At 46.3% G+C, this 23,901-nt stretch carries 29 protein-coding genes and 1 pseudogene; 22 read left to right on the top strand and 8 right to left on the bottom strand.

All coding sequences use genetic code 11. The features are described from left to right. Window positions 1–152: 152 nt before the first annotated feature. Entirely contained in the window at window positions 153–350 is a 198-nt protein-coding gene (locus N4J56_RS33880; protein ID WP_106169158.1) for a hypothetical protein, read from the bottom strand. Between the two features lie 201 nt (window positions 351–551). Between N4J56_RS33880 and N4J56_RS33875 the strand changes: the two genes are divergently transcribed. Together N4J56_RS33875 and N4J56_RS33870 are read left to right on the top strand one after the other, a co-directional pair. Beyond that, on the top strand, window positions 552–791 hold the full coding sequence (locus N4J56_RS33875) for a hypothetical protein (RefSeq protein ID WP_317111097.1): 240 nt from the start codon (window positions 552–554) through the stop codon (window positions 789–791). 55 nt (window positions 792–846) lie between these two features. Continuing rightward, on the top strand, window positions 847–1,182 hold the full coding sequence (locus N4J56_RS33870) for a hypothetical protein (protein ID WP_317111095.1): 336 nt from the start codon (window positions 847–849) through the stop codon (window positions 1,180–1,182). A gap of 90 nt (window positions 1,183–1,272) precedes the next feature. Here N4J56_RS33870 and N4J56_RS33865 read toward each other — a convergent pair whose 3' ends face one another. Continuing rightward, on the bottom strand, window positions 1,273–1,437 hold the full coding sequence (locus tag N4J56_RS33865; RefSeq protein WP_317111094.1) for a hypothetical protein: 165 nt from the start codon (window positions 1,435–1,437) through the stop codon (window positions 1,273–1,275). A gap of 292 nt (window positions 1,438–1,729) precedes the next feature. Here N4J56_RS33865 and ltrA point away from each other — a divergent pair, with 292 nt between their 5' ends. The 7 genes from ltrA (at window position 1,730) to N4J56_RS33830 (ending at window position 7,995) form a co-directional block, all read left to right on the top strand. Then, on the top strand, window positions 1,730–3,568 hold the full coding sequence (gene ltrA / locus N4J56_RS33860; protein WP_317111092.1) for a group II intron reverse transcriptase/maturase: 1,839 nt from the start codon (window positions 1,730–1,732) through the stop codon (window positions 3,566–3,568). Next, the gene (locus tag N4J56_RS33855; protein ID WP_317111090.1) at window positions 3,565–4,308 is read left to right on the top strand and encodes a hypothetical protein; all 744 of its coding nucleotides are present in this window, start codon (window positions 3,565–3,567) and stop codon (window positions 4,306–4,308) included. The genes ltrA and N4J56_RS33855 overlap by 4 nt, the downstream gene beginning before the upstream one ends. A 49-nt stretch (window positions 4,309–4,357) precedes the next feature. Further along, window positions 4,358–5,245 (top strand): helix-turn-helix domain-containing protein, encoded by an 888-nt coding sequence (locus N4J56_RS33850; protein WP_317111089.1) that lies wholly within the window; start codon window positions 4,358–4,360, stop codon window positions 5,243–5,245. Then, window positions 5,178–5,825, top strand: coding sequence for a hypothetical protein (locus N4J56_RS33845; RefSeq protein ID WP_317111087.1), 648 nt, complete (start codon window positions 5,178–5,180; stop codon window positions 5,823–5,825). The genes N4J56_RS33850 and N4J56_RS33845 overlap by 68 nt, the downstream gene beginning before the upstream one ends. Window positions 5,826–5,881: 56 nt before the next feature. Then, entirely contained in the window at window positions 5,882–7,150 is a 1,269-nt protein-coding gene (locus N4J56_RS33840; protein ID WP_317104593.1) for an IS701 family transposase, read from the top strand. Then, complete coding sequence (locus N4J56_RS33835; RefSeq protein WP_317111086.1) at window positions 7,141–7,668, top strand: hypothetical protein; 528 nt, start codon at window positions 7,141–7,143, stop codon at window positions 7,666–7,668. Before N4J56_RS33840 ends, N4J56_RS33835 begins: the two co-directional genes overlap by 10 nt. Before the next feature lie 174 nt (window positions 7,669–7,842). Further along, window positions 7,843–7,995: a hypothetical protein gene (locus N4J56_RS33830; RefSeq protein ID WP_317111085.1), complete on the top strand. Its 153-nt coding sequence runs from the start codon at window positions 7,843–7,845 to the stop codon at window positions 7,993–7,995. A gap of 192 nt (window positions 7,996–8,187) precedes the next feature. Here the strand turns inward: N4J56_RS33830 and N4J56_RS33825 are convergent, their stop codons facing one another. After that, a complete protein-coding gene (locus tag N4J56_RS33825; protein WP_317111084.1) occupies window positions 8,188–8,469 on the bottom strand; it encodes an HU family DNA-binding protein in 282 nt (93 codons plus the stop codon). A 572-nt stretch (window positions 8,470–9,041) separates the two neighbouring features. Between N4J56_RS33825 and N4J56_RS33820 the strand changes: the two genes are divergently transcribed. The 13 genes and pseudogenes from N4J56_RS33820 (at window position 9,042) to N4J56_RS33765 (ending at window position 18,851) form a co-directional block, all read left to right on the top strand. Continuing rightward, window positions 9,042–9,194 carry a hypothetical protein gene (locus N4J56_RS33820; protein WP_317111082.1) on the top strand — a complete coding sequence of 51 codons (153 nt, stop codon included), beginning with the start codon at window positions 9,042–9,044 and terminating at the stop codon, window positions 9,192–9,194. 298 nt (window positions 9,195–9,492) lie between these two features. Then, window positions 9,493–9,828: an ArsR/SmtB family transcription factor gene (locus tag N4J56_RS33815; RefSeq protein ID WP_410500703.1), complete on the top strand. Its 336-nt coding sequence runs from the start codon at window positions 9,493–9,495 to the stop codon at window positions 9,826–9,828. A gap of 12 nt (window positions 9,829–9,840) precedes the next feature. Next, window positions 9,841–10,695, top strand: a complete 855-nt coding sequence (locus N4J56_RS33810; RefSeq protein WP_317111080.1) for a phosphate ABC transporter substrate-binding protein — start codon at window positions 9,841–9,843, stop codon at window positions 10,693–10,695. After that, window positions 10,676–11,530: a phosphate ABC transporter permease subunit PstC gene (gene pstC, locus N4J56_RS33805; protein WP_317111079.1), complete on the top strand. Its 855-nt coding sequence runs from the start codon at window positions 10,676–10,678 to the stop codon at window positions 11,528–11,530. The genes N4J56_RS33810 and pstC overlap by 20 nt, the downstream gene beginning before the upstream one ends. Continuing rightward, window positions 11,523–12,458, top strand: a complete 936-nt coding sequence (pstA, locus tag N4J56_RS33800; protein WP_317111077.1) for a phosphate ABC transporter permease PstA — start codon at window positions 11,523–11,525, stop codon at window positions 12,456–12,458. Before pstC ends, pstA begins: the two co-directional genes overlap by 8 nt. Continuing rightward, complete coding sequence (locus N4J56_RS33795) at window positions 12,455–13,264, top strand: phosphate ABC transporter ATP-binding protein (protein ID WP_410500702.1); 810 nt, start codon at window positions 12,455–12,457, stop codon at window positions 13,262–13,264. Before pstA ends, N4J56_RS33795 begins: the two co-directional genes overlap by 4 nt. Window positions 13,265–13,443: 179 nt before the next feature. Beyond that, window positions 13,444–14,751: pseudogene (locus N4J56_RS33790) on the top strand (IS701 family transposase). A 213-nt stretch (window positions 14,752–14,964) separates the two neighbouring features. Further along, window positions 14,965–15,186 (top strand): HNH endonuclease signature motif containing protein, encoded by a 222-nt coding sequence (locus tag N4J56_RS41510; protein ID WP_127023871.1) that lies wholly within the window; start codon window positions 14,965–14,967, stop codon window positions 15,184–15,186. A gap of 10 nt (window positions 15,187–15,196) precedes the next feature. Next, window positions 15,197–15,520: a hypothetical protein gene (locus N4J56_RS33785; protein ID WP_317111073.1), complete on the top strand. Its 324-nt coding sequence runs from the start codon at window positions 15,197–15,199 to the stop codon at window positions 15,518–15,520. Next, window positions 15,507–16,223: a hypothetical protein gene (locus tag N4J56_RS33780; RefSeq protein WP_317111071.1), complete on the top strand. Its 717-nt coding sequence runs from the start codon at window positions 15,507–15,509 to the stop codon at window positions 16,221–16,223. Before N4J56_RS33785 ends, N4J56_RS33780 begins: the two co-directional genes overlap by 14 nt. A gap of 232 nt (window positions 16,224–16,455) precedes the next feature. Next, window positions 16,456–17,313, top strand: coding sequence for a ParA family protein (locus N4J56_RS33775; RefSeq protein ID WP_317111069.1), 858 nt, complete (start codon window positions 16,456–16,458; stop codon window positions 17,311–17,313). 4 nt (window positions 17,314–17,317) lie between these two features. Beyond that, window positions 17,318–18,487 (top strand): ParB/RepB/Spo0J family partition protein, encoded by a 1,170-nt coding sequence (locus N4J56_RS33770; protein ID WP_317111067.1) that lies wholly within the window; start codon window positions 17,318–17,320, stop codon window positions 18,485–18,487. 112 nt (window positions 18,488–18,599) lie between these two features. Then, window positions 18,600–18,851 (top strand): hypothetical protein, encoded by a 252-nt coding sequence (locus tag N4J56_RS33765; protein WP_317111066.1) that lies wholly within the window; start codon window positions 18,600–18,602, stop codon window positions 18,849–18,851. Window positions 18,852–18,921: 70 nt separating this feature from the next. Here N4J56_RS33765 and N4J56_RS33760 read toward each other — a convergent pair. The 5 genes from N4J56_RS33760 to N4J56_RS33740 all read right to left on the bottom strand — a co-directional run bounded on the left by N4J56_RS33760 (window position 18,922) and on the right by N4J56_RS33740 (window position 23,899). Then, a protein-coding gene (locus tag N4J56_RS33760; protein WP_317105119.1) for an IS5 family transposase occupies window positions 18,922–19,702 on the bottom strand; the annotation gives its coding sequence in 2 pieces (ribosomal slippage) (window positions 18,922–19,366 and window positions 19,365–19,702; 783 coding nt in all). A gap of 186 nt (window positions 19,703–19,888) precedes the next feature. Continuing rightward, window positions 19,889–20,950 carry an RRXRR domain-containing protein gene (locus N4J56_RS33755; protein WP_410500701.1) on the bottom strand — a complete coding sequence of 354 codons (1,062 nt, stop codon included), beginning with the start codon at window positions 20,948–20,950 and terminating at the stop codon, window positions 19,889–19,891. A gap of 446 nt (window positions 20,951–21,396) precedes the next feature. Then, window positions 21,397–21,612 (bottom strand): hypothetical protein, encoded by a 216-nt coding sequence (locus tag N4J56_RS33750; protein WP_317111064.1) that lies wholly within the window; start codon window positions 21,610–21,612, stop codon window positions 21,397–21,399. A gap of 15 nt (window positions 21,613–21,627) precedes the next feature. Next, window positions 21,628–22,689, bottom strand: a complete 1,062-nt coding sequence (locus N4J56_RS33745) for an IS4 family transposase (protein ID WP_317111063.1) — start codon at window positions 22,687–22,689, stop codon at window positions 21,628–21,630. A 376-nt stretch (window positions 22,690–23,065) separates the two neighbouring features. Beyond that, window positions 23,066–23,899: a hypothetical protein gene (locus N4J56_RS33740; protein ID WP_317111062.1), complete on the bottom strand. Its 834-nt coding sequence runs from the start codon at window positions 23,897–23,899 to the stop codon at window positions 23,066–23,068. Between the last annotated feature and the right edge of the window lie 2 nt (window positions 23,900–23,901).

The raw sequence follows: 23,901 nt of genomic DNA, 5'->3' as shown, positions 1-23,901 counted from the left end.
GCTGTTCTGGCTTTAGTAACAAAGCGCGAACGCCCGATGCACTCAGTTTCTCAAATTTTTTCAGCGATAGATCCTGTCGCACCTGATGCATTTAGAGTAAAACTTGACTAAGTTAAGTTAGCAAGCAAGGTAACTACAACGGAAATCGTACCTTATGCAGAGATTTGCTGCTCTCGTTCATATTTTTCTATGACTGCTTGTCGAACCCAATCACTTAGCTCATTACCAGCTAGTTTTCGCACAGCTTCATCTACGTCCACTGGCAGCCTAACACCGATGACTTTCTTCGCCAGTGGTTTTGAGTTAAGGGAACAAAATTTCCCGTTTTCGTCGTGATGCAGCTGTTTCATGACTTGATTTTAGCATTTTGTTAACGCGACGCAAGCCACTTTTGCCGCCAAAAATAAAAGCTCCAAAACCTCTAACTTCGACGTGTTAACACGGTAGAGTAGATAGTGGAATGAATTACAAGTTAAAAGGCGATGGCTAACGTCCTGAGAAAACCTAAGCCAATCGCCTTACCTTTCCATTACAGAAAAGGAAGATTTATTATGACATATCTTACCGCACCCGACGCAATTGGCGCAAAACAGTGGTATCGCTACTACGTAGAGTTAGCAAGCGAAGAGCGTGACTGTGAAGGCGTACCCGAATTTACGAGAACGATAGATGTCGTAGTGACTCAGCCAAGCAAAGATGCGATCGCACAACTAGTTTCAGCTTGTAGCTGGTTGAAGGGCTACTCCGTTGTCTCCTACAACAAACCGAGCTTTGAAGAAGCGCCGTTCTGATTCATAACCTGGCTGGAGGTGCAAAGCCTCCAGCTTCTATTTGTAGGAGAAAACTATGAGTGACATCATACCAACCCAAAAAGATTTATCGTCACTGGCGATCACCAACAATCTCAAGATCGACACGATTGATGACTTACAACGACTAGGCGAAATCCTGTCCCGCTCTGGATTTTTTGAAGATTGGTGCGATTCGTTCAGCCGAAACCCAAAATTTGGGAGGATGGCTGGCTTCGATAAGGTAATCCCGATTGGGATGGAGTTCGCACTTTTATCCCTTATCGACGACAACTTGATGTCTATGTTGGTATGTGGAAGTACCCTAGAAACCGCTAATCTAGCCATCCCGGTGCGGGGTGTAAAGCGCATAAACAACCAGTCAACTGGTTGACCCAGCAAGGGGAGACTGACTATCAAACCTTGATGTTAAACAGCCTGGGGATGTATGCGGCTCTTGAGAATAGCTGAAAATCTCAAACCGCTATCGCATGAGTCCTATAACCGAGCCATCTTGGTAGCCAAAGGCAACTAATACCCAATCAGGGAGCCGCAAGCGGATGAGATGGAAAATCGCGGGGTAGAACAAACGAAGTGTCGATGAGCCATCGTAACAAAAAGCCAGGGGATATAAGCTTGTAGACTCCAATCTACCTCCTGGGTCGGGAAAATCCGACAAGGGTAAGGTAAATCAGGTTCCAGTCACCGAGATTTCGCACTACCTAGACCCCCGGTGGAGAGACACACCCTAACGGACTCGACAATGGACATCAGGAACGAAGTAACCTTCTCATATACTCCTGAAACAGGTAACAGGTAGGTGTCAGCCATAAGTTATGAGAGGTAGGGATGGGTTAAGAAGCAAATGCCTAGCTCGAATCAACGAGCAATGCCACAAAAAGGATGGCGGAAATCGCCAGGATAAGCAGACGTAACCCGCAATGTGTCAGTGCATTGAGGTACAAGTAGCAACGCATATGCCTAATTCAAATTCAAGAATGAAGATTGAGGGATGGAGGGATATCAATTGGCGCAAAGCCGAACGGTATGTTTTCCGGTTGCAAAAGCGCATCTATGCCGCTTCACGTCGTGGCGATGTTAAGCGAGTCCGCAAACTCCAAAACACGCTGATGAGGTCTTGGTATAACAAGGTCTTAGCGGTACGACGGGTCACACAAGATAATACCGGAAAGAAAACGGCTGGTGTGGATGGTGTTAAATCACTGTCTCCAGAAGCACGTCTAAAACTGGCAAGGGAACTCAAACTAACCGGGGAATCCATGCCCACTCGTAGGGTGTGGATACCAAAACCTGGGAAGGGAGAAAAACGCCCATTAGGAATACCCAGAATGTACGACCGCGCCTTACAAGCAGTTGTAAAAACTGCACTAGAGCCAGAATGGGAGGCTCTATTTGAACCAAACAGCTATGGCTTTAGACCAGGAAGGTCTGCCCACGATGCGATTAAACAAATCAAATACTGTATTCAGTTAAAGCCAAAATATGTGCTAGACGCGGATATAGCCAAATGTTTTGATCGGATCAACCATGAAACCTTACTCCAGAAGCTGAACGTAAAAGGCAGAGTCAGGCAACAAATCAAAGCCTGGTTGAAATCTGGGGTCATAGACTCTGGGGTATTCATTTCTACATCAGAGGGAACACCACAGGGAGGGGTAATTTCGCCATTATTGGCAAATATAGCCTTACACGGCATAGAAGAACACATAGCCCAAGCGTTTCCAGCCACAAAAAGGAACTACATTAAAGGATGCCGTAGAGATTACGGACGAAATGATGTATCAATCCCAAATGTGATACGTTACGCTGATGATTTTGTCGTCCTATGTGATGAAAAAGCCGTAGTTCAAAGATGCCGAGAACTAATCTCGGAATGGTTAAAAGGGGTAGGGCTTGAGTTAAAACCTGAAAAAACCCGTCTAACCCACACTCTCAATCATGAGTTAAGTGAGGATGGGATTGCCGGATTTGACTTTCTAGGTCATCACATCCGACAATTCCCAGCGGGTAAATACCGGAGTAGCAAAGACTCACAGGGGAATAAATCAGGCTATAACACACTCATCTTTCCATCCAAGAAGTCAATCAAGGCACATCAAGAGGAAATCAAAAGGATCGTCAGAAAACACGGGTCGTCGCCACAGGCGAAATTAATTAAAGACCTTAACCCTGTCATAAGGGGATGGACTTCCTTTTACACAACCTCCGACGCTAAAACCGCTGGAGAACTATCAAAACAAGATTACCTCCTATACCTGAAACTTCGACGATGGGCAAAACGCCGTTGTGGAAATACAAGTTCTGGTTCAAGGAAATACTGGACAACCATAGCAGGTAAAAACTGGGCATTCGTTACCAAGGGGAAAAATGATCCCCAACGGTTACTAAGGCATAGTGAGTTTAGCTGTAGTAGCACTAACTATGTGAAAGTTAAAAACGATAAAAGTCCATACGACGGCGACTCAGTTTATTGGAGTACTAGGATGGGTACCCATCCCCAAATGCCTAGCCGTAAGGCATATTTGCTCAAGAAGCAGAAGGGAAAATGTGCCCGTTGCGGTCTTCACTTCCAGGAATGGGATGTATTTGAAGTTGACCATATAATCCCCAGAGCCTTAGGCGGCAAGGATGAATGGAAAAACAGACAACTGTTACATCGACATTGCCACCACGAAAAGACCAATGAGGACCGGATAGGTGCCAATGGTCAGAAGTTCTGTAGTGACAAAGAAAACACATTGAGTAGCCGTGTGCTATGAAAGTCGCAAGCACGGTTCGGATGGGAGGGAGGAGACAGCAATGTATCCTCTCGACCCTACCCAAACAAGCAGCTCAGGCAGTAGTGAAGATTTTAGCAGGAGCAGAGCTGGGTTTTCCGGCTTTTTCCTCGATGTGCGGTATTTTCATCATTAAGGGAAAGCCAGCGATCGGCGCTAATTTGATGGCAGCGGCAGTCAAAAGAAGCACGCGCTACGACTATCGGGTATTGGAACTAAGCGATCGCATTTGCAAGATTGCCTTCTTTGATGGGGGACGAGAAATCGGAAGAAGCGAGTTTAGTGCATCTGACGCACAAAAAGCTGGAACCCAGAACATGGGAAAGTTCGCGAGAAATATGTTGTTTGCAAGGGCAATGAGCAACGGCTGTCGTTGGTTTGTGCCGGATATTTTCTTAGGTGCGGCAGTCTATACGCCAGAGGAGTTGGGAGCAACAGTGGACGAGGAAGGGAATGTGATTGAGATTTCTCCATCACCTGCTCCAGACTTGCTACTACGCGGCGAACAGGTCGAGGTTCCCTCGACATCCGCTCGCTTACCAACTCAAACAGAGATCTGGCGACAGTGGCGCTCGCCTATTGATGCAATCGAATGGGCAAAAAATTGCTTGCCACACATGAGTGTTGAGGAGATCCAAGCACAATTTGAGGCGCTAGAGGCGACGAAGGGAAAAAAAGCACTTGCTTGGATCGCCAAAGTCAACGAATTGAAGCAAGTCTAGAAAACAGGCTCTTGCAGTCCACAAGAGCCTTTCACACTGGAATCAAATTATGATAGCAACCGATTGCAAAAACGATAATTTCTCAGATGTATTGAACCAGTTGGATGATTTCGGACTTACCCCTAATCAGTTTCGAGTTTACTGCCACTTGTTGCGCTCGGCAGTAGACGGTGTAGTTGCGAATGAGTCCGGCGAGAGTATAGCCAAAATTTGTGGGTTGAGTCGGATCACGGCGATGCGGGTATTGTCACAACTGTCAAAGATGCATCTGATTGAATGTGAAGTCACGCCAGGGAAGAAGACGATTTACCACCTAATGCCCTATGCAAGCTGGCGTATACCTATACCACAAGAAAAGAAACAGACCCACACGCGGCAGAGTAAAGTCGTCCAATTCAGAGCCAGTCATACCACTCAACCAAATGCAGACACCTGTAAAGCAGGTATACAGGTAAACGAAATTTACACTCAGCAGGGCAGACAAGATAACCCCATAGGGTTATCTTGTCTGCTTCCTGCTGTGCAACCAGTCAACGAAATTGACGTGTCAAATCCTGAGACAGGTTCATTGGAGGAAAAGCTCATCCTAGCAAGAGCGCGAGGATGGCGCGATACAGGGACGTGGTGGAACGATCTGGGAATTCAGGTAGTGACGGTGAACCGTTTTGTAGTCTCAGTTGTCGAGTTCATGCAGCGATCGCTCGATAGCTTCGATGTTGGACGACAGGTTTGTGTCGAAGGACTTGCCCTGTGTCGGGCGCAAATTGAGAGAATTCAACTCAAAAAACAGCAACAACGGGAAATGGCGCTCGCACATTGCCCAGCTAGGCAACTTGAAAACTCGATTGAAAGATTTGACGAGTACAATCATGCCGAAAACGAAATCGGACAAAGATACCCAGGATGTCATACAGGCGCGTCTAGCTGCGGCACATAGCTTTAAGTGTGGCGATCGCGTGCGTCATCAAGTCACCCAAAAACTAGGAGTATTCCAAGAACTAAACTTAGGCTTTGCGCTGCCGGAAGTGTGGGTGCAGTTTGACAGCGAACGCGAGATCGCCGTGACTCTCTCTTGCAATCCACTCGATCTAGAAAGAGTAAATCTCAGCAATCAAGAGCCAGAAATACAATTAGATAATGAGCTAGCAAGTGTGAAGAATCAACTTGTAGCGGTAGAAGTTTTATCAGAACTCACCGAAACGGAAGCAGCAGAGCGCCACCGACTGGAACTGCGCGTGGAAAGAGCCTTTTTTGAAGCGGGGAGGGCATTAAGAGAACTCAAGCAGAAAAAGCTGTATCGCAGTACGCATAAAACATTTGAAGACTATTGTGCCCAGCGGTTTGGATTTAGCCGTCGTCATCCCTATCGGCTAATTGAGGCTGCAAGTGTGTTCGAGAATTTGTGTCCCATTGGGACACAAAACGATCTGCCAACCAACGAGAGGCAAATTCTCCCAACTTCAGAGCGGCAAGTCCGCGAGTTAGTGGGACTTTGTAAGAAAGATGGAGCAAATTGAGCTAGAATGCGGGTAGGAGTTGCGTTTTACGTCAGTCTCGACAGGAGCAACGTAAGGTGAAAGATCAAGTACCAGCAGCGATGCCGCAGTGCTTTGAGAACTGGTGTCGTCGGTTTGATGATGTATTTTCGCGTCAGAAGCAGCGGCAGGAATTTCGTGTTTATCTAGGGGGACTGCTGGGTGAGAGTCAGCGCAAAAACCTGAGCCAACTGGTCACAAATACAGTAGATGGCTCCTACAACAGCCTCAGACATTTTCTCAACAATGCCCCTTGGGATGAAGTCAAGCTAAATAATCGGCGGTTGGAGGTGATGCACCAGTGTCGCCAGACGACCCCGAGTCAAGGTTTCACATTGATTGTAGATGATTCGGGACATCGCAAAAGTGGTGCGGCTACTGATGGGGTAGGACGGCAGTACATTGGGGAGATTGGCAAGACTGACAATGGTATTGTGCTGCTGACTACCTACTTGTATGATGGAGTGCGACGTCTGCCGTTAGATGTTGCACTCTATCAACACGCAAGTTTATTCGAGCAAGGCAAGGCAGACCCCAACTTCCAGAAAAAACCTGACCTGGCTCTAGACTTGGTTGACCAATGCTTGAAGCGCGGTTATCGACCGGGTGTGACTGTAATTGATGCAGGCTACGGTAATAACACGCCTTTTCTCAAGCAGTTGGAGTCGAGAAACCTAACTTACGTGGCAGCAATCGCCAAAAACCGCCAAGTTACTGCTCAAACATCAGGTGATGAGTCTGCTCGTAAGCAGGGATTAGAAGCTATTGCTCAAACCTTGGCAGTGGAGCAGTTCACACCTGTGCAACTCAATCTGGAGCAGCCCCGGACAGTTTGGGTGGCGCTGTTACCAGTTCACGTTCCGAAGCTCGAAGGCACTCGCTGGCTGGCGATTCAACTCAATGCCTCTAGTTTCGAGCAAGCGACGGAGGTGGATTACTTTCTCACCAATGCCTCTGACAACCAAGTCAGTGCGGCTTGGGTAGCTCAAACATATTCTGCTCGCAACTGGGTGGAGGTCTTCTATCGAGAAGCCAAGGGCTGGTTGGGTTTGAGTGAGTATCAAGTTCGGGATGCTCTGAGTATGAAGCGTCATTGGGTTTTAGTGTTCATCGCTTACACCTTCATCCTTTGGCATCAGTTGACCGGCGGATTCCGCAGACGTTGGGCAACCAAACCCTTACAAACCTTTGCCGAAGCATTGGAGGCATTCCGCACCGCAGTCGAGTTTCGTTTGGTCCGCTGGCTTAATGAGCATGTTGATGTATTTGCCTCTCACAGAGCTAAGTTCGGCTATATTTGGGCTTAGAAAGTTTTAAAGTCCCATTAGTTAGTTTAGAGCCTCAGCAGCAGCGAGAAATTTGGCACAGCGCCGTCTCCATTGCTGGTGGCAAAGTTCCTAACAGTCGGATCGTCAAAAGCATTGTCGAGCGACTGAAGGAAAAACCGTTACGCTATGCTACTGACTTTTGTAACGTTGGTGACGTGTTTACTCTAACTGGGCTAGAAGAGTGCGAGCGCAGATACAATAATTATCCGTGTGTTGCGATCAAGCTAAGAGACTTTACCATTGAGGTTGAAGTTTTTGATGGAACAATGGCTGTGAAACCAGAAAACCTCCGACCAATCGATCACCCTGATGTTTGCCGTCAACTACCCGCGACAATCAGACGAATTGGGCGATTACGTCAGGTTGGACTGCTAGACCGAGGCGCACAAGCAGTATTGCAGCATTTAGGAAGACAAATGTATCTCACCGATTTGGAAGTGGAGCTACTGACTTTTTTGGAGCAACGTTATGGAGTCGGTGATGGGAGCAGCAGATGAATCGCTAATCCCCTGCCCCAGTTTTCTGCACTAAACTCGCGGATGCGCGTTCCGCCTTCGGCATCGCACTAATCAGATTTTGGGATGGCGTGTTGTAGAACTAGAGTGAATGCGGTAAAAATGTTACGAACAGATGAATAAGAGCGATCGCAATTGTGAGAGAGGAAAAGTGACATGACTACGGCAAGATCGGAAATTACGCTGAAGTTTAATGAACTACTCTCTGCCAAGCCAGCAGAGAATAAGAAGGTAGAAATTACCCTGACCGACCAAAATGGAGTTAGCTTTACCGCTTTGGTGAAGAGTTGGTGCGCTCGCGGAAGCTGATGCGGCAAGTTTTAGCGATTGGGGTGGAGCAGTCAGCGGTAAGTTGGGGCAACGCACGGCAGATGGGTTTGAAGTCGTTGAAGCAGGGGTGAGGATTTTTGAGAAAAAATCTAAGGAGCCGGCGGCGGAAGTTGTCTCTACCAGTTAATGTCTGTTAGTTGCGCTTCGCACTTTGAGTCGAGCGCGTGGAAGCTAACTGTTAGGAGCAACTTTATCTTTGAACAACTTGCCAGGAGCGAAGCCAGGAACGCGAGTGGCTGGAATTTGCATCTTCTCGCCAGATCTGGGATTACGTCCTTCCCTAGCCGAGCGTTGGCGCGGCTCAAACGAACCAAAACCGACTAAAGAAACTTTATCGCCACTGGAGACGACTTCCACGATCGTCTCGGTTATTGCACTGAGGATAGTATCGGCATCTTTCTTGGTGACGTTAGCTTTGGATGCAATAACGTCAACGAGTTCGGCTTTGTTCATAGTAATTATGGCTCAACACACCGCTGCTATTGTAATGTAGAAAAAAGGCGATGGCAATTGCAGCAAAGTGGAAGCGTCATATATTAAGTAGAAATTCGCTCAATATGCAACCGATCAACTGAGAATTAGAGCCAGGATTATGGAGCTAAAAATATCAGAGGAGCGATCGCAACACATCACTACAATTGCTCAGGGACAACTTGCTGTGCTTGAGTGCGTATTTCTTCGCTCCTAATGCCACGCAAGGTGAGGGGATGCTGCTAGAGCGTGATATACACTTTGCACTGCCAGATCAGCAAATCGTCTGAGCATTAGGATGGCACAAGCCAATACGGTTCAGTTAGTGTTCGAGGGCAAATTTAGAGATGCCGAAAACCTTATTCTTTCGTTAATCTTTACTATTCCTATTAAGAATAGTCTCAACTGTCTTCCTTAATTGAACCGTATTGTGGCAAAAGCAGCCAGATGAAAACCAACTAAAATATCTACGCTCGCGTTCATAATCCCTTGCTAACCGTCTAAAGCGCCCCATCCTTTGCAAAACTTCACTCCCTACACTCAAGTGATTAAAAGTGACTAGGCGTAGTTTGTGCTTGCGATCGCGAGATTTTATCGAAGAAGGAGTCGGGAGCCAGAAGACAGAATGGTTTCTATGCGAAGTTGCGGATGACTTGGAGGGGTATAAGTCGAGAGCCAAATCAAAGATTTGGTGGCACGCGGCTTAATGCGGGAAGCGTCTTCCCGCACCGCCCGCTTACAAAGGCAGAGGAGCTACTGCGCGAATCTTACCGATCGTATTTATTCTCCTGACTCCTGGCTCCTGACTTCTGGCTTCTGTTCAAGATAACTCCTAACTGACCTCGCTGTTGGCGAGCGAAGCTAAACTGTAGGCTTCTGATGATGGTCTAAAGAAAGGTTAAGCTTTGATTAATGAATGGTTATTGATATGAAGATAATTTGATATCATTTTCCAAATCCCGTCAATCGGAAGAGGGTGGCTCAAACTTCTTGGCTGTGCAATGTATGAGTACTAGAAAGGTTTCATCTGTGTCCTTTTGCTCCCATCAGCTGAAGGTTTTAGCTGATTCAACACGATTGGCAATTTTAGAACTGCTCTGGAGCGGACCCAAGCATGTTGGGGAGATAAATGCCGTGCTGGGATTGGAGCAAAGTTTACTATCCCATCATCTAAAAGTACTGCGCCAGGAGGGATTTGTCAGGGCAACGCGAGATGGTAAAGCGGTACTGTATCAGCTAGAGCCTGCTGTCTGGAGTACTAGTAATGGCAGGACAATTGACTTAGGATGTTGCCGACTCTCCTTCGAGCCAACGTTTAACAAATCTTTGACAAAAACATAATATTCACAACCAATGAAGAACTTACGAATTCTGGCACCCCTTTCCGTAGGGCTAGCCATCAGTGTATTGCTACCATCCTGTTCAAAGCCGCCGTCAGCTGCTAACGAGTCAGCTAATACATTACAGGGCAAACTAGTCTTAACTGGTTCGAGCACTGTAGCACCGCTAGCGGCTGAGATCGCCAAACGTTACGAAGCTCAGCATTCGGGAGTACGCATTGACGTGCAAACCGGTGGTTCTTCGCGCGGGATTGCGGATGCGCGTCAAGGAGTCGCAGATCTTGGGATGGTGTCGCGATCGCTCAAAGACAATGAAAAGGATTTACAAGCATTCACGATCGCCAAGGATGGCATCTCTGTAATTGTGAATACCAGTAATCCAGTTAAAAGTTTGACAGATGGGCAAATTGTTGAGATCTACACCAACAAAATCAATAATTGGAAACAAGTTGGTGGTCCAGATGCTCCGATGACAGTAGTGAACAAAGCCGAAGGTCGCTCCACCTTGGAACTGTTTGCCGATCACTTCAAACTGAAAACGAAGGAGATTACAGCCGACGTAGTAATTGGTGATAACGAGCAAGGCATCAAGACAGTGGCGGGAAATCCCAACGCCATCGGCTATGTATCTATCGGTTCTGGTGAATATGCTGCCACCCATAACACTCCAATCAAACTGCTGCCAGTCGAAGGAGTCACTGCTTCCATCGCCAATGTCAGCAACGACACTTTTCCGATTTCTCGCCCCCTCAACTACGTTACAAACAAACCACCAACTGGGTTGGCAAAGGACTTTATTGATTTTTCCCGCTCCAAAGGCGTGCAAGATATTATTCAGGAGCAATATTTTGTCCCGATCTCGCAGTGAATTTATCCTGGTTTGGATATTACGAGGAATGGCGCTTTTAGTAGCAGCGATCGTTCTGTCGATCGTGCTGTTCCTACTTTGGGAAACTGTACCTATCCTGCAAACTGTCGGGTTCAATCGGTTCTTCAACGATCCTTCTTGGCATCCTAGCAGTGAAGAATTTAACCTACTACCAATGTTGTGGGGGACGCTATTCGTAACGGCAGGAGCAGTTCTGATAGCAGCGCCGTTAGGTATTTTGAGCGCAATTTTTTGTCAGTATTACGCCCCAGCCGCGATCGCCAGTTTGTATCGGCGTTTTATTGAGCTATTAGCAGGCATTCCCTCAGTAGTTTATGGCTTCTGGGGTTTGGTCGTGTTAGTGCCGCTGATTGGACGCATTCAACCACCTGGGGCAAGTTTGTTAACCGGAATTTTAATTCTCACGTTAATGATTCTGCCGACAATTACCTTGGTAGCCCATAGCAGCCTCGCCAGCGTGCCACCGGAGTATGAGCGTGGCTGTGCAGCAATGGGGCTGGGACGCTGGGCAACGGTGCGCGGTGTCGTTTTACCTGCAACGAAAGCGGGTTTGTTAACAAGTGTCATCTTGGGAACGGGACGGGCAATTGGCGAAACGATGGCTGTGCTGATGGTTTGCGGTAACGTCGTGCAGATTCCTTTAAGTGTATTTGAGCCAGTGCGGACGTTGACGGCAAATATTGCTCTGGAGATGGCTTACGCAACTGGCAATCACCGCGCTGCTTTGTTTGTCAGCGGATTGGTTTTGATGGCAATGGTCGTTGTTTTGGTCATAGCTGCCGAATTGCTCAGCCGAGGGCAGATCTATGACTAAAAATTCACTACCCCCCAGTCAGAAGAATCAAATTCAGCCGACTTCTCGGTTAGGGCATACAGCTAAAAGTCTATCTTTGCGTTTGAGCATACAGCCAAAAGAATTGCTCCCAAGCGCGATCGTTTGGGCTGTTGCGGTTGTAGTTACAGGTGCGCTGCTGTGGCTATTGAGCGATGTATTCTGGCATGGCATCACTGGGATATCTTGGGAATTTCTCACGATGCCACCGAGCAATGCAGGTCGAGACGGCGGGATTGCCACAATTATAGTTTCGACAGCTTTAATCGTCGGAGTTTGCATGGCAGTCTCAATTCCTCTGGGTCTGGGAACTGCGATTCTGCTAGCTGAATTTACCTCGAATTCAAGTCGATTCGGGCAGTTAGTGCGCTTGAGCTTAGACGTTCTAGCAGGAGTGCCTTCGATTGTCTTCGGTCTTTTTGGCAACGCTTTCTTTTGTAAGACGTTGGGGATGGGCTTTTCTATTCTTTCTGGTGGATTGACGTTGGCATGTATGGTACTGCCGATTCTAATTCGCTCGACACAGGAAGGATTTCGAGCTGTACCGGACGACTATCGCACTTCGGCAGCGGCACTGGGAATTTCACATCTAGCAACATTAAGGGAGCTACTGCTGCCTGCTGCCATGCCTGGAATCGTGGTAGGACTGCTGTTAGGCTTGGGACGAGCGCTAGCGGAGACAGCCGCCTTAATTTTTACTAGCGGTTATGTAGACCGAATGCCCCAGTCACTTTTGGATTCGGGGCGATCGCTTAGCGTTCACATTTACGATCTAGCCATGAATGTCTCTGGAGGGGAGGCAAATGCTTACGCCTCTGCTTTAGTATTGGTAGTTTTTTTGGTACTAATTAATGGAACAGTATCGTGGCTAGCAGAGCGTTTGAGGCAATCCAAAATTTTTGTAGTATGAACAAGCCGATAACTCCTAAGCTAGACTCAACATTACGCGCAGGTCATCCCCCATCAATGCAAACAGAGCAGTTAAGCCTGCATTATGCCAGTAAACCTGCATTTAAAGATGTGTCCCTCCAATTAAAAGCTGGTAGCATCACAGCGCTCATCGGTCCTTCGGGTTGTGGCAAAACTAGCTTCCTGACTTGTCTCAACCGTTTAGTCGAGCTAACACCAAACTGTAAGCTATCAGGGCGTATCCGATTAGGAGAAAAGGACGTGCTTGCACTGGATGCGATCTCAGTACGTCGTCGGGTAGGAATGCTGTTTCAAAAACCCAATCCTTTTCCGCTCTCAATTGTCAGAAATCTCGAATTTCCCTTACAAGAACACGGAGTCAGTCGCCGAGACGAGATCGATTGCCGCATTGAAAATGCCTTGCGAGATGTAGGTCTGTGGCATGAGGTCAAGGACAGGCTGAAAGCTTCCGCTCTCTCACTTTCTGGCGGGCAACAACAGCGTCTATGCCTCGCTAGAGCGCTAGCACTCAAACCAGAGGTGCTGCTCATGGACGAACCTTGCAGCGCTCTCGACCCACTCTCTAGTGAAGTGGTAGAAGATTTGATCGCTTCTCTGCGTGGTAGATTTACACTGCTAGTTGTGACTCATAATTTAGCACAGGCTAAACGGATTGCTAATGATGTCGCTTTGTTTTGGGTGGCTGATGAAGCTGGACAATTAATTGAATTTGGTTCAGTTACTCAGATTTTTGAATCTCCACAACACGCTCTCACTGCTGCTTACATCAGTGGTAGGAGGGGCTAGTACTTGCCCGCTGGGACTTTGCTGAGGCATCATCAAATATGCAACTTGGCGTTTTGGTAGCATCCATACAGAAACTTACGCGCTTGGCTAGAAAGCAGACGGTGCAAGTACTCTAGCCCTGTTGTGTCACTATAGCGGTAGTATAAGAATGTACAAACGCTAGAAAATCGACATAGAGCATGGTAGAGCCTCGTCCACCCATACAAACCGTCAAATTTGTGGACGAATATTGTCTGTGGTATAGAAAGCTGTTTTCAGATGTTAGGAGCTTTGAAGCATTTAAATATTTACATATAGGATGTATTTCTGAACTAAAACGGAAAAGTCTCCCAGAAATAGCGAAAATTGTCGGATTAGATAACTATCAAGGATTACACCATTTCTTAACTACGCCATTTGGGGAAATAGAACAGTTAAGAACCTTAAGATTAGAGCTAATACTACAAGTATTAAAAGGAAGACCAATCATTTTAATGATGAGACAGGAGATAAAAAGAAAGGAAATACTACAGATTATGTGAAGCGGCAGTACATAGGCAACTTAGGAAAAGTAGAGAATGGAATTGTGGCAGTCACAGCCTATGGTGTGTTCTGTGGAATGACATTCCCATTACTATTTGAAGTCTACAAGCCTCGGGAGAAATTAAAGCCAGAAGATAAATATTTTAGCAAGCCCCAAATCGGGGCAATGCTCATAAGAAAGTTACAGTTGATGGGGTTCAACTTCAACTTGATACTAGCAGATAGCTTATATGGTGAGAGTGGGGAGAATTTTAGATCTGTATTAGATGAAATGGGGTTAAATTATCTAGTAGCGATTCGCTCAAATTATTACGTAGAGCTACTACCAAGGCAACATATTCAATATTTAAAGTAGCATAAGTTTAAAAGAGTCTTCTGTGACTTGAGCAGTGAGAATCGGTTTATTAGAGAAATAATTCCTGGAAAACGTGGAGAAAATAGATATTGGCAGATTACAACAGATCTTGAGAAATTACCAGGTAACTCTACTTGGTATGTTATGACTAAATATCCAGACATTTCTCCAAGAGAAGTTGGCAACTTCTACGGGTTAAGAACGAGGGCGCGAGTACGGATTAAAACAAAGTAAGAATGAGTTGGGATGGGCTGATTTTCGGATGACCAATTATGACCAGATTGAGCGGTGGTGGGAGATAATTTGTAGTGCTTACCTGATGGTTAGTTTACATTCAGAATAACTGCGCTCCTCTCCACCACAATCTCAATCAAGGTTAGCTGACCATCCCTGGTGGGATGATGGCAATGGCTGGAAAAACATTCTTAACAATCTCCGGTTAATTCTTCAACCTTTTACTTTATTTAACCTGATATATCCCTGGCTAACAGTTTTTTCTATTCCCCAATTATCTAGGGGGTTTTCTCAACTCCAATCTATTATTTATAACTTGACAGATTCAATTTCTATCTTCCTGACTCACCCTGATTTCTATTTTTCTTCTGCCTAGAGTGATAAAACAGGGTTAAAATAGCCCTGCACTTAGCCAATGAAAACTGATCGGAGGCTTTCAACAACCAAGCTGCGAAGCGCTATGGCATGAAGAAACCTCGGCGGTGGTGGAAAATTGAAAGCGCCTCTGGTATCAGTATTTTGGCATCTTGCCAGTCGCAAAGAAGTTTTCTGGAAAAGATAATAGAAAAACATCGTTCAAAAAACGTAGGTGCTGAGTGTGCGAAGGCTATTCTCCCCGGCTCAAAAACTTCTGATATTGCGTCGCGCTAATTATCAGTGCGAGATTTGCGGTGTATGTTTAAGTCGGGACAATTTTGAAGCCGACCACAGAATAGCTTACTCCCAGGGAGGGGCAACCCAAGTGTGGAATGCCTTGGCTTTATGTAAAAACTGTAACCGTCAGAAGTCGGCTCGACCTTACCATAGCTAGGAGTAGCACGGTGGACAACTATTTCCTTGCCTATCACCAGCTCGTGCTGGCTCGAATTATATCAGGGCAGACGCAACTCTATCCTCACCAAGTCAAAGCCTTGCTAGCAGTTTACCAAAAAGCCTGCCAAGAACAGATGGACTCGGGCGAACGAGCGGCAGCGTTGATCCTCGCCGGAGTGGGAACTGGGAAAACAATAGTCCAGGCACTCATTCCCTACGTACTAGCTCCTTGGATGCAGGGAAGACAGGCATTGTATTATAGCCAAGAAATTAACCGAAATCAGGAACCAGAGAACCTACCAGGTGCAAGTGGAAGCCGTGCTGGACGATAGGCAAGTACAGATCGCTCCCGCTTGGTCTGATATTCCTGCGGGCGTAGAAATTACGAAATTCCGCGCGAATTTTGAACTGCCCCCGGCGACGTTTTTGCATCACGTCGGTCTGGATTGGCAAATCTTGGTGGAAGGCAAACTAGTCTCCTACAGCGATTATCGGAAAAAAGTGGTGTTGCAGCAGCGCGGGATGGACTTAGATGCTGATGGAGAAATTGTCATTGGCGGCGTGCGGCTGGGTGACACGATGCCAACAGCAGCCTACGAGATTTTTCTTAAAGGACTGGAGGCAGAGTTAGCAACAGCAGAGGTAGAAGTTCCCCAGAGCGATCGCGTCGTTCGCCTCGACAAGGCTAAGCTAGAAATGCAGGCGCAGTATGGCTCTGGGGTGCGGAGTTTGGTGAACGAGCTATTCATGCAACGGGGGCTAATCAAGGATGGCGCTCACGGTCGCGCTCTTGTGGATCGCCCCGTGCAATTATTAGCGGCGGCGATCACCCGCATCCGAGAAAAAGGACACGAGCCAAATTTCGCGAACAATTCCGCTCTGCTACATTCGGCAGCATTTGGATATATCAAGGAGCAAACAGGTTGTGGTTGGTCGGAGCATCAAGGTGAAGAAGAATACCGTAAAGCACTAAATTTAGCACGTCGCTTCGTATTGCAGTTGAGAGAGCAGCTCCAGTGGCGCTCTTGGCGCTGATATACAGAGGAAACGGCAACTGCAATTGAGTCATCCCCAGATACACCTACTTGGTCGGGGAGAAAAACTAACTGAGCTATTGACAAACACCGCAAGAGGATTAAACTGAGAGCAAATTGTTCAGATGCTCCTATTTCATGCAGTCACGAAGTCAATGGCAAAATCAGAGTCGCAGCAGCACTCCATGTGTACTTGTGTTAGTACACAACTCGATTCAAGCAATTGAGAGAAGATGAAGAAAAAAACAGTCAAAAGACAAGTCCGCTTAGCGATCGCGAGTAACGCTGGGGGGTCGGGAAAAACAACGATGGCAGTACATTTGGCTTACGCAGTGGCAAGCAGAGGTTACAAGGTGGCATTGATGGAACTCGATCTCTCAGGCTCGCTGCGAATCTTTGCCGGATTGACTAAAGCAGTGCCAGAACAATCGACAGCTATTTTATTTCAGAAAAAATTTGACGGCGCGTATCCTTTAGTACCGTTGTGGAGCGAGCGCGTTAAAGCACTGTTTGCGATTCAAGGCGGAGAAGCTCTAGAGCGGAGTACGAACGAGATCTATTTTGCAGCGCGACGCTACTACATCTTGGGTGATTGCTTGGAGAAATATCCGTTGGATGCCGATTTGATTGTATTTGACACGCCAGCGGCTTTAGAACCGATGGGGTTAGCGGCACTAGCAGCTAGCACTCACGTTCTCGTACCGATCAAACCAGAATATAAAGATACAGGGGGATTTGCTGGACTACTGGAATGGTATTACAACAAGATCGATGAGTTAAAACTCAAACCAGAACCAGAGATTTTAGGCTTCGTACCAACTAGAGTTGACTTGGGAAAAGCGACGCATAGAAACATCCTCGGAATCGACGAAAAGGGAAGTAAGCGTCAGGAAATAGACCCAACAGAGACATTGCCAGGGCAGATAGAAGGCTTAGGCATTCACTGCTTTCCTTACGTCAGGGAGTCGAATTACTTTTTAAGTGCAAGTGGAGCGGGACTGCCCGTACACTTATACCGACCAGGATGCGAAGCTAGCAAAAGTTTCGACCCCATAGTGACAAAGCTCGTACGAGAGATGGTGAAGGAGTAGAGAGATGGCAGCAGCAAAAGTTGGTATGGGTCAATTATTCGGGGATGTGGGGCAAGCGCAGCAACTGCATAAATTGAGAGCGCAACTAGAACAATTGCAAGCAGAGAACGAGCGGTTGAAAACTGGAGTATTGGACGAGCGCACCAAAGCAACTCTAGAACAACAAGTTGAAGAGCTAACCGCACAATTAGCGCAAGCGGGAGGAGAACACGAGATAGCAGTAGCCCTGATTGACCCCGATCCGAACCAACCCAGAGCGGCGATTGCCGCTCCCGTAGTGCGAGAGAGAGCAGTGAGCTTGCAGCGACACGGACAGAAAACTCCTATCGTCCTGTTTCCGCCGCAGGTAAATGGTAAGTATGCCTTGTTTGATGGAGAGATTAGGTGGCGAGCGGCACAGTTAATCGGTTGGAAAACTCTTAGAGCAGTCATTGTCCCTAACACGAGCGATGAAGTCGAGAAGTTTGAAGGACAAATCGTTACAGGAATTCATTCCCAAAAGCTGCACGATTTAGATTTAGCTAATGCCTTGCTACATTTAATAGGCATGCAGCATTCCCATTTAAGGGAACGGCGTTGGGAAATTCCGAAAATCTTAAATACTGCCTTCCGACGCTTGCAGCGTCAAGGAAAGCATTTACAACTAGCTCAAATTAGAAGCGCACCCGAAGAAGAACAACAGCAGTGGATCGAAACGGTTGGTTTCAAAGATGCTCAAGAGCAGGCGGTTTTTGCTACCCTTCTACGCTTACAACTCAACCCGATTACGATCAACAACGTGGTGTTTCCATTGCTAAATTTGGCACCAGATCTCAAACAAGCAATTAATGCTGAAGGGCTGGACGCAAGCAAAGCTAGAGAACTCAATCGGTTATCAAGCCAGCAGCTTGATGTGGGCGAATCAGAAGCAATGTCTGTTAGAACTCAAGCAACACACCAAGTTCTAGAGCAAAAACATTCCCTCAACCAGGTGAAAGAATTAGTCGAGCAGTTGATTGGGAAATACAGTCCCAAAAGTCATAGTCGAGATAGCGCGATCGTTAAATTTACAAAAACAGTACGACAGCTCGACGTTCAAACGATTGCAAATCCACAGGATTTGGAAGAACTAGAAAAAGTGTTGCAAGAAAAGTTAGCCCAAATAGAAGCTTGGCGGAATCAACAGGAGACTTAAGAATAGCGTTACTGAATGCAATGCTCGTTCCTATAGGGGTAGAGCGCAGGGCTTTCTGCTAGATGGTTGGTTAACTTAGGATAGTGACGAAAAAAGTAGGACTAACAAGTAAATGCCGTCAAAAAAGGTTTTTGTTCGAGAGTACACGGTACGCGCTCACGAGCGCACGATCCACACGCGGTTATATAAATTTATCTGTCAACAGTGTAGTCAACCCACAGAACGCGAAACATATGGATCTAGACCACTTTATTGTGAAAGCTGCCGTCCTCCAGGCTTGCGAGCAATTGAAGATCCTAAGTATAAAAAGAAAAAGCCTAGACCCGTACTGGTCAAACGGGCGAAGAACAAAGCCAGGGCGTAACGGCGCTTGGTAAAAAGCAATGAAAGAAGTTGCGAAGGTCGCTCCTTAGAGCTGATTTATAAAGTAAAAATCAAGCAGCTAGTCGTCTCAGCATCAGCCGTACCATAGCAGCGTAGACCATAGATTCACTTATTTCCGGTAGGAGTTCATAATCCTTACTTAGTCGTCGATAGCGTCCTAGCCAGCCAAAAGTTCGTTCAACTACCCATCTTCTGGGCAAAACTTCAAACCCATCTGTAATCCGCTTAACTATTTCTACTTCTGCACCGCAGACTACCATTACAGCTTGTGCAAAATTCTCTCCACTGTAGCCACTATCTGCCCAAATTAGCTCTAAAGACTTAGAGTTATAGCACTCTTCTAGCAATGCCACTATTGCTCCTAATCGTTCTGAAGCATTAGCTTCGGTGATTACTACACCCATTAGTAGTCCTTGAGGATCTACTACGACATGGCGTTTGCGACCTTTAACTAGCTTGCCGCCATCAAAGCCGGATACTTCCCCTTTTTTCCGTCGTTTTTACGGACTGGCTATCCACAATTGCAGCAGTAGCTTGATGAGATTTGCCCAGCTTCATCCGTACTTGTTCACGTAAGGCAAGATTTATCTGCTGCCAAATTCCTCGTTTTTGCCAACGCCGAAAGTAATAATAAACCGTTGAATAGGGTGGGAAGTCATGTGGTAGCATCTCCCAAGCACAGCCAGTTTTCAGCAAATAAAAGATGGCATTTACTACCTCACGCATATCCACAGTACGTGGATGTCCTCCTGGTCTTACAGGTGGAATTAATGGTTCAATGATTTGCCATTCTCGATCGGTTAAATCACTTTTGTAAGCTTTTCTACTCATGAGGCAATGCTTTGGGCTACTGTCTTGTCATAGTAAAAGCCTCTTGCCTCCATTCTCGCTGCTTTCAACTTTTCTTTATAAATGACCTCTTATAATTCGTAATTCGACGCGGGAGTCCCCACCCTCAACGAAGTAGGGTGGGGAGGGATAGCGGGTTGCCGCAACAAATTGGAGGCAACCAATAGCCTATGCAGTAACGCAAAGCCTGATACTGCGTTGCAATAGCTCAACTTTGAGGAGCGAAAACTGCCCAATTCTTCTCCAATTGTGGTCGTAGACTGAAACATTTTTTGTTTTCTGGGTTTGGGTATAGCCGCCAATCCAACCAACATAAGTTACACCTGCTTTGTCGGCTCTGACTTTATCACCAGAACGATAACCAAAGGGAGTAACAGTACCACCTTTGCGCTTACGATTTCCTCCTACTTCTGGATTCTCGAAGTGTAGTTGTCGCCTATACAAATTAGGACGACTGATGACTCGAAACGGCGCGGTTGTAACCGAGACTTGTCCCACCCAATGATGTCCCCTGGTGTTAGCTGTATGGAACTTCTCGAAACTCATGAAGTGACTAGCTGCTAATGCAATGCCGTCATGAGCGTGAGTTTCTGGTTTTTGGGCAGATTTATCGGTTTTGTCCTTGGTAAGCCCTAACTGTTGCCTCAATATCGATGTCTGCCAACCTTCTTGTGTCGTGGTAGGACGCAATTGTTTCAACCACTCCAACATGACTTTTTGACCGACCATCGCAGGGGAAAAGCCCCTGCCCTTTCCGTTCTCAGTTCGTGCTTTGATAATTTCGTAGCGGAGGTGAGAAATCGGGAAGATGCGAAGCAATTCCTTGACTACCCGTAATTCGAGTTGTTTATTAGCCCGAATGCTAGGAGGTAGTTTCTTCTGTTTGCGATTGTCGAATCTTTTTTGGCGGTGAGAACGTTGATTGTAGGAAAGTTTGCGGTTAATTCTTCTACCTCGTCTAGCACGTCTAAGTATCCTTCTTGCTGTCATTTTTTGGATGACAGATTTGAAGGGAAGAATTAGATGCGCCAGAAACAAAGTATACTTTGAACTCTGGACTCCAGAGCCAGAAAAAAGTTTTCCTGGGTCGATTCCTACTACTACATCTTGAGTGGAGCGCCCTGATGGTTCCGCTACTAATTGAATGCAAAATACATTCAGTTTGTTGCGTACAATGCGCGCTTTACCGTCCCGTAGCCAACGACGGCAACGAGAGGGGGATGTTGGCATAAGTGGTGTGCCATCGGGCGCTAATACTGGTACTCTTTGCATTTAGGAGATAATCCTATTTTTAGTTGTTTGTCCCTTAGCCCACCCAAGTACAGATGTCCTTTCTTAGAGCGTCCCGAACCAGGGGACTTACAAATAATCCAGATTAGGGAAATGTCTGGAAGTGTATACCGTAATTGGGCGTGTGTGGGCTAGTCAGCTATTATTGCAAACCTGCTTGTTTACAAGCTCCCCGTTCAGCCGAAGGCAACGGGGAGAAGCTGACAACACGTTATAGATAGTCTTATTCAGCAACAGCGCTCGTGGCAAGGGAAATTATTGCAAAAGAGTACTTCCCACTGGCCTTTTATTTTATAGCATATTTGAAGCGATGCAAAATTTTTTATTTTTTATATTTTTAGTTAATAATGTAAGTTGCAACCGTTTCAAACTCCGTCAATCCATCTTCATAAAGTTTCACACTTGCCATAAACTTTCTCCATAGTGCTGAGTGCTTCTTTTTGCCTTAGCGTAAACCAGGAACAGCGACAGAGGATTTCAATTTGTGCCTCATCAATTGGGTCTAGCTGGCACTCCATGAGTCGCCCAATGCGCTCGAACATTTCCCGAATCTCTGCTTGAGTTTGTTGTGAGTCAATCGGTTTTATCCGATCCTGTTTCACTTCTAAGGCTCCGTCCTAAGTACAGGACAAAAATTGTAGAATATCCAAGAACTCATTCATTTTCTGCTCCAGATTGAGAACAATGTTTCGTAGATGGTCAAAGCCATAACGAAAAATGCTCTTAGCTCTGCGTCCATGCTTTTTAATAGTAAGTGGTTTGAGTTGGTGTAACCATTCACCCGTCAAGATGACCCAACATAAGGCTAATGAGAGCAGTGCCAGCAGCTTACTCAAACGCTCAGAATCGGTTAGATGGGTAGATTCTAAACAAAAACCACGAGTTTTGAAAATGCCGAAAAGTGTTTCAATTCCCCATCGTTGAGCGTAGTCGGAGATAGCTGATTTAGGTGCGGTTTGAGTGGCAACGACTAGTAAAGAATTATCCTCTAATCGCAAGGCGGCAATGTAGACCCAATCTCCCCAGAGTTGTCTTTTGTGGCGTAGAACTTTGTGCTGTCCTACCTGTAGATTCTGAAACAAGACATTGACTTTGAGACTCTGACAGCCATGTCTAAGTTTATGATTTTCGCGAATGCGGATACGAAACGGGGTGAGCGGATCGCTAAGTAGGTAGCTAAACCAATCCTTGCCAACGAATTCTCGATCTGCGGTCAGGCAAGTAATTTCACGCTCACCAAAGCGCTCTAGAAATTGGTTGAACAACTTCATCCGCTCATCGCTATTGGAATTCCCCCGTTTGTCCAGTAAACACCACACCACAGGAAACGCAACTCCCTCATGCACAACTCCCAGCATCAGGATATTGAAAACACACTCTCCAAACTGCCATTCGGTACGGTCGATTGAAAGTACCCAGGGTTCTGGAATATTCATTAGGGTAACAACAGCTTGAGCAATTTCGGCGTAGTCCATTTCATAGTGACGGAAAAATCGTTGGAGTCGTTTGTAATGAGAATCGGTTTGAGTCTTGCCGCTGAATCCGGTTGCCAATTCACTGAAGTTGACAGTTTTGACTCGCAACAGCGCTATGAGAAATGCTGCCACAAAGCTTAGTCGCGCACCATGCCAAGCTGAATGAGGGCGCAAGGCATCTCGAAGTAAAGTAACCTGATTCATAGGGTTTTATGTTCTGAATGTGGTAATTCTCATGAAACCCTTTTTCTTTCTTCATTTGCAAGCTTTTGTCCTGTACTTAGGGCTCCGTCATATACTGCTGCTTTTACAGTCAAGCGGTTTTCTACCTCAATCGCGATCGCCTAACTGCCATTATTTTTCTTTTGAATGAGTATCTCAATACAAGCGGCGCGATCGCATTTCTATTTTTAATAGTTTACCTAACGAGTCAATCGTTGTGTTCTTAGTTTTCCTCAACTCAGCTTCGGTCATTAGCAATATGGCAACTCCGAGGACTTGGAAACTGGATAGAATGACTGTTACGTTTCATTACAATTTGGAGCGAGGTAGTACTTAAGTACTAAAAAGATGGCTACCGTTAAGAATTGATCCCATGTTCTTGCTCCAACAAGCTTAATAACTTTTCCTCAAAGTCAGTCAAATAGGTCTGCCGTCCCAAGCCGTCTAAAACATAGTAAGCACCCCGATCGAGCAAGCCTGTATCCCGCACTCGCTTAATCCGCTTGAGAATAGTAGGAAGCTGGCGACAAACATCAGGGTCATCGATAGGTTTGAGGTTTTCTGGTTTCACTATGAGAGTTCCATCATAAATATCAACTTCGATGGTAAAGTCTTTTAGCACCAGTGCAACACAAGGATAGCCATTGTATTTGCGCTCGCGACTTTGAAGCCGAGTCAAGGTAAATACATCTCCCACCGCACAAAAATCCCTGGCTGGAAATAACTGTTTTTCTTTCATCCGCTCGACTACAGTTTTGACAATTTGAGCTGTAGGCGCTTTGTCTCCAGAAACGGACAGGACTTTTTCCCACGCTTTCGGTTGCTTATTCGCGGGTAGTTTGGCTAACTCTCGGCATTGACTTTCCGAGACAGGCATTTTTTGTCTCCAATTTGGAGACATTTCTTCAAGTCGCTCGAGGGGAGCTAAATTCTCTAAGACTGCGGCAGCGCTAATCAAGCGATAAGCATGAGCGCGATTATATCCAAATCTTTCCTTAGCGTATTCTTCAAATGTCCCGTGCGTACTTCGGTACAGACGGAGATCGCGCAACTGTTTAAGTGCCGACCAGCCCTCGCCCAAAGCTCGATCAACTCTAATTTCCAACCGATGTCGTTCCCGCTCCTCGTCAGGAGTCAACTCTTCCAAGATTTCGACTGGAGCTGGAGTAGGTTCAATCCCTGCATTCAACATTG

This window comes from Chroococcidiopsis sp. SAG 2025 (genome assembly GCF_032860985.1).
Classification (GTDB): Bacteria; Cyanobacteriota; Cyanobacteriia; order Cyanobacteriales; family Chroococcidiopsidaceae; genus Chroococcidiopsis.
The sequence above is the reverse complement of the archived record's forward strand: the minus strand, read 5'-3'. Positions and strand labels throughout refer to the sequence as shown.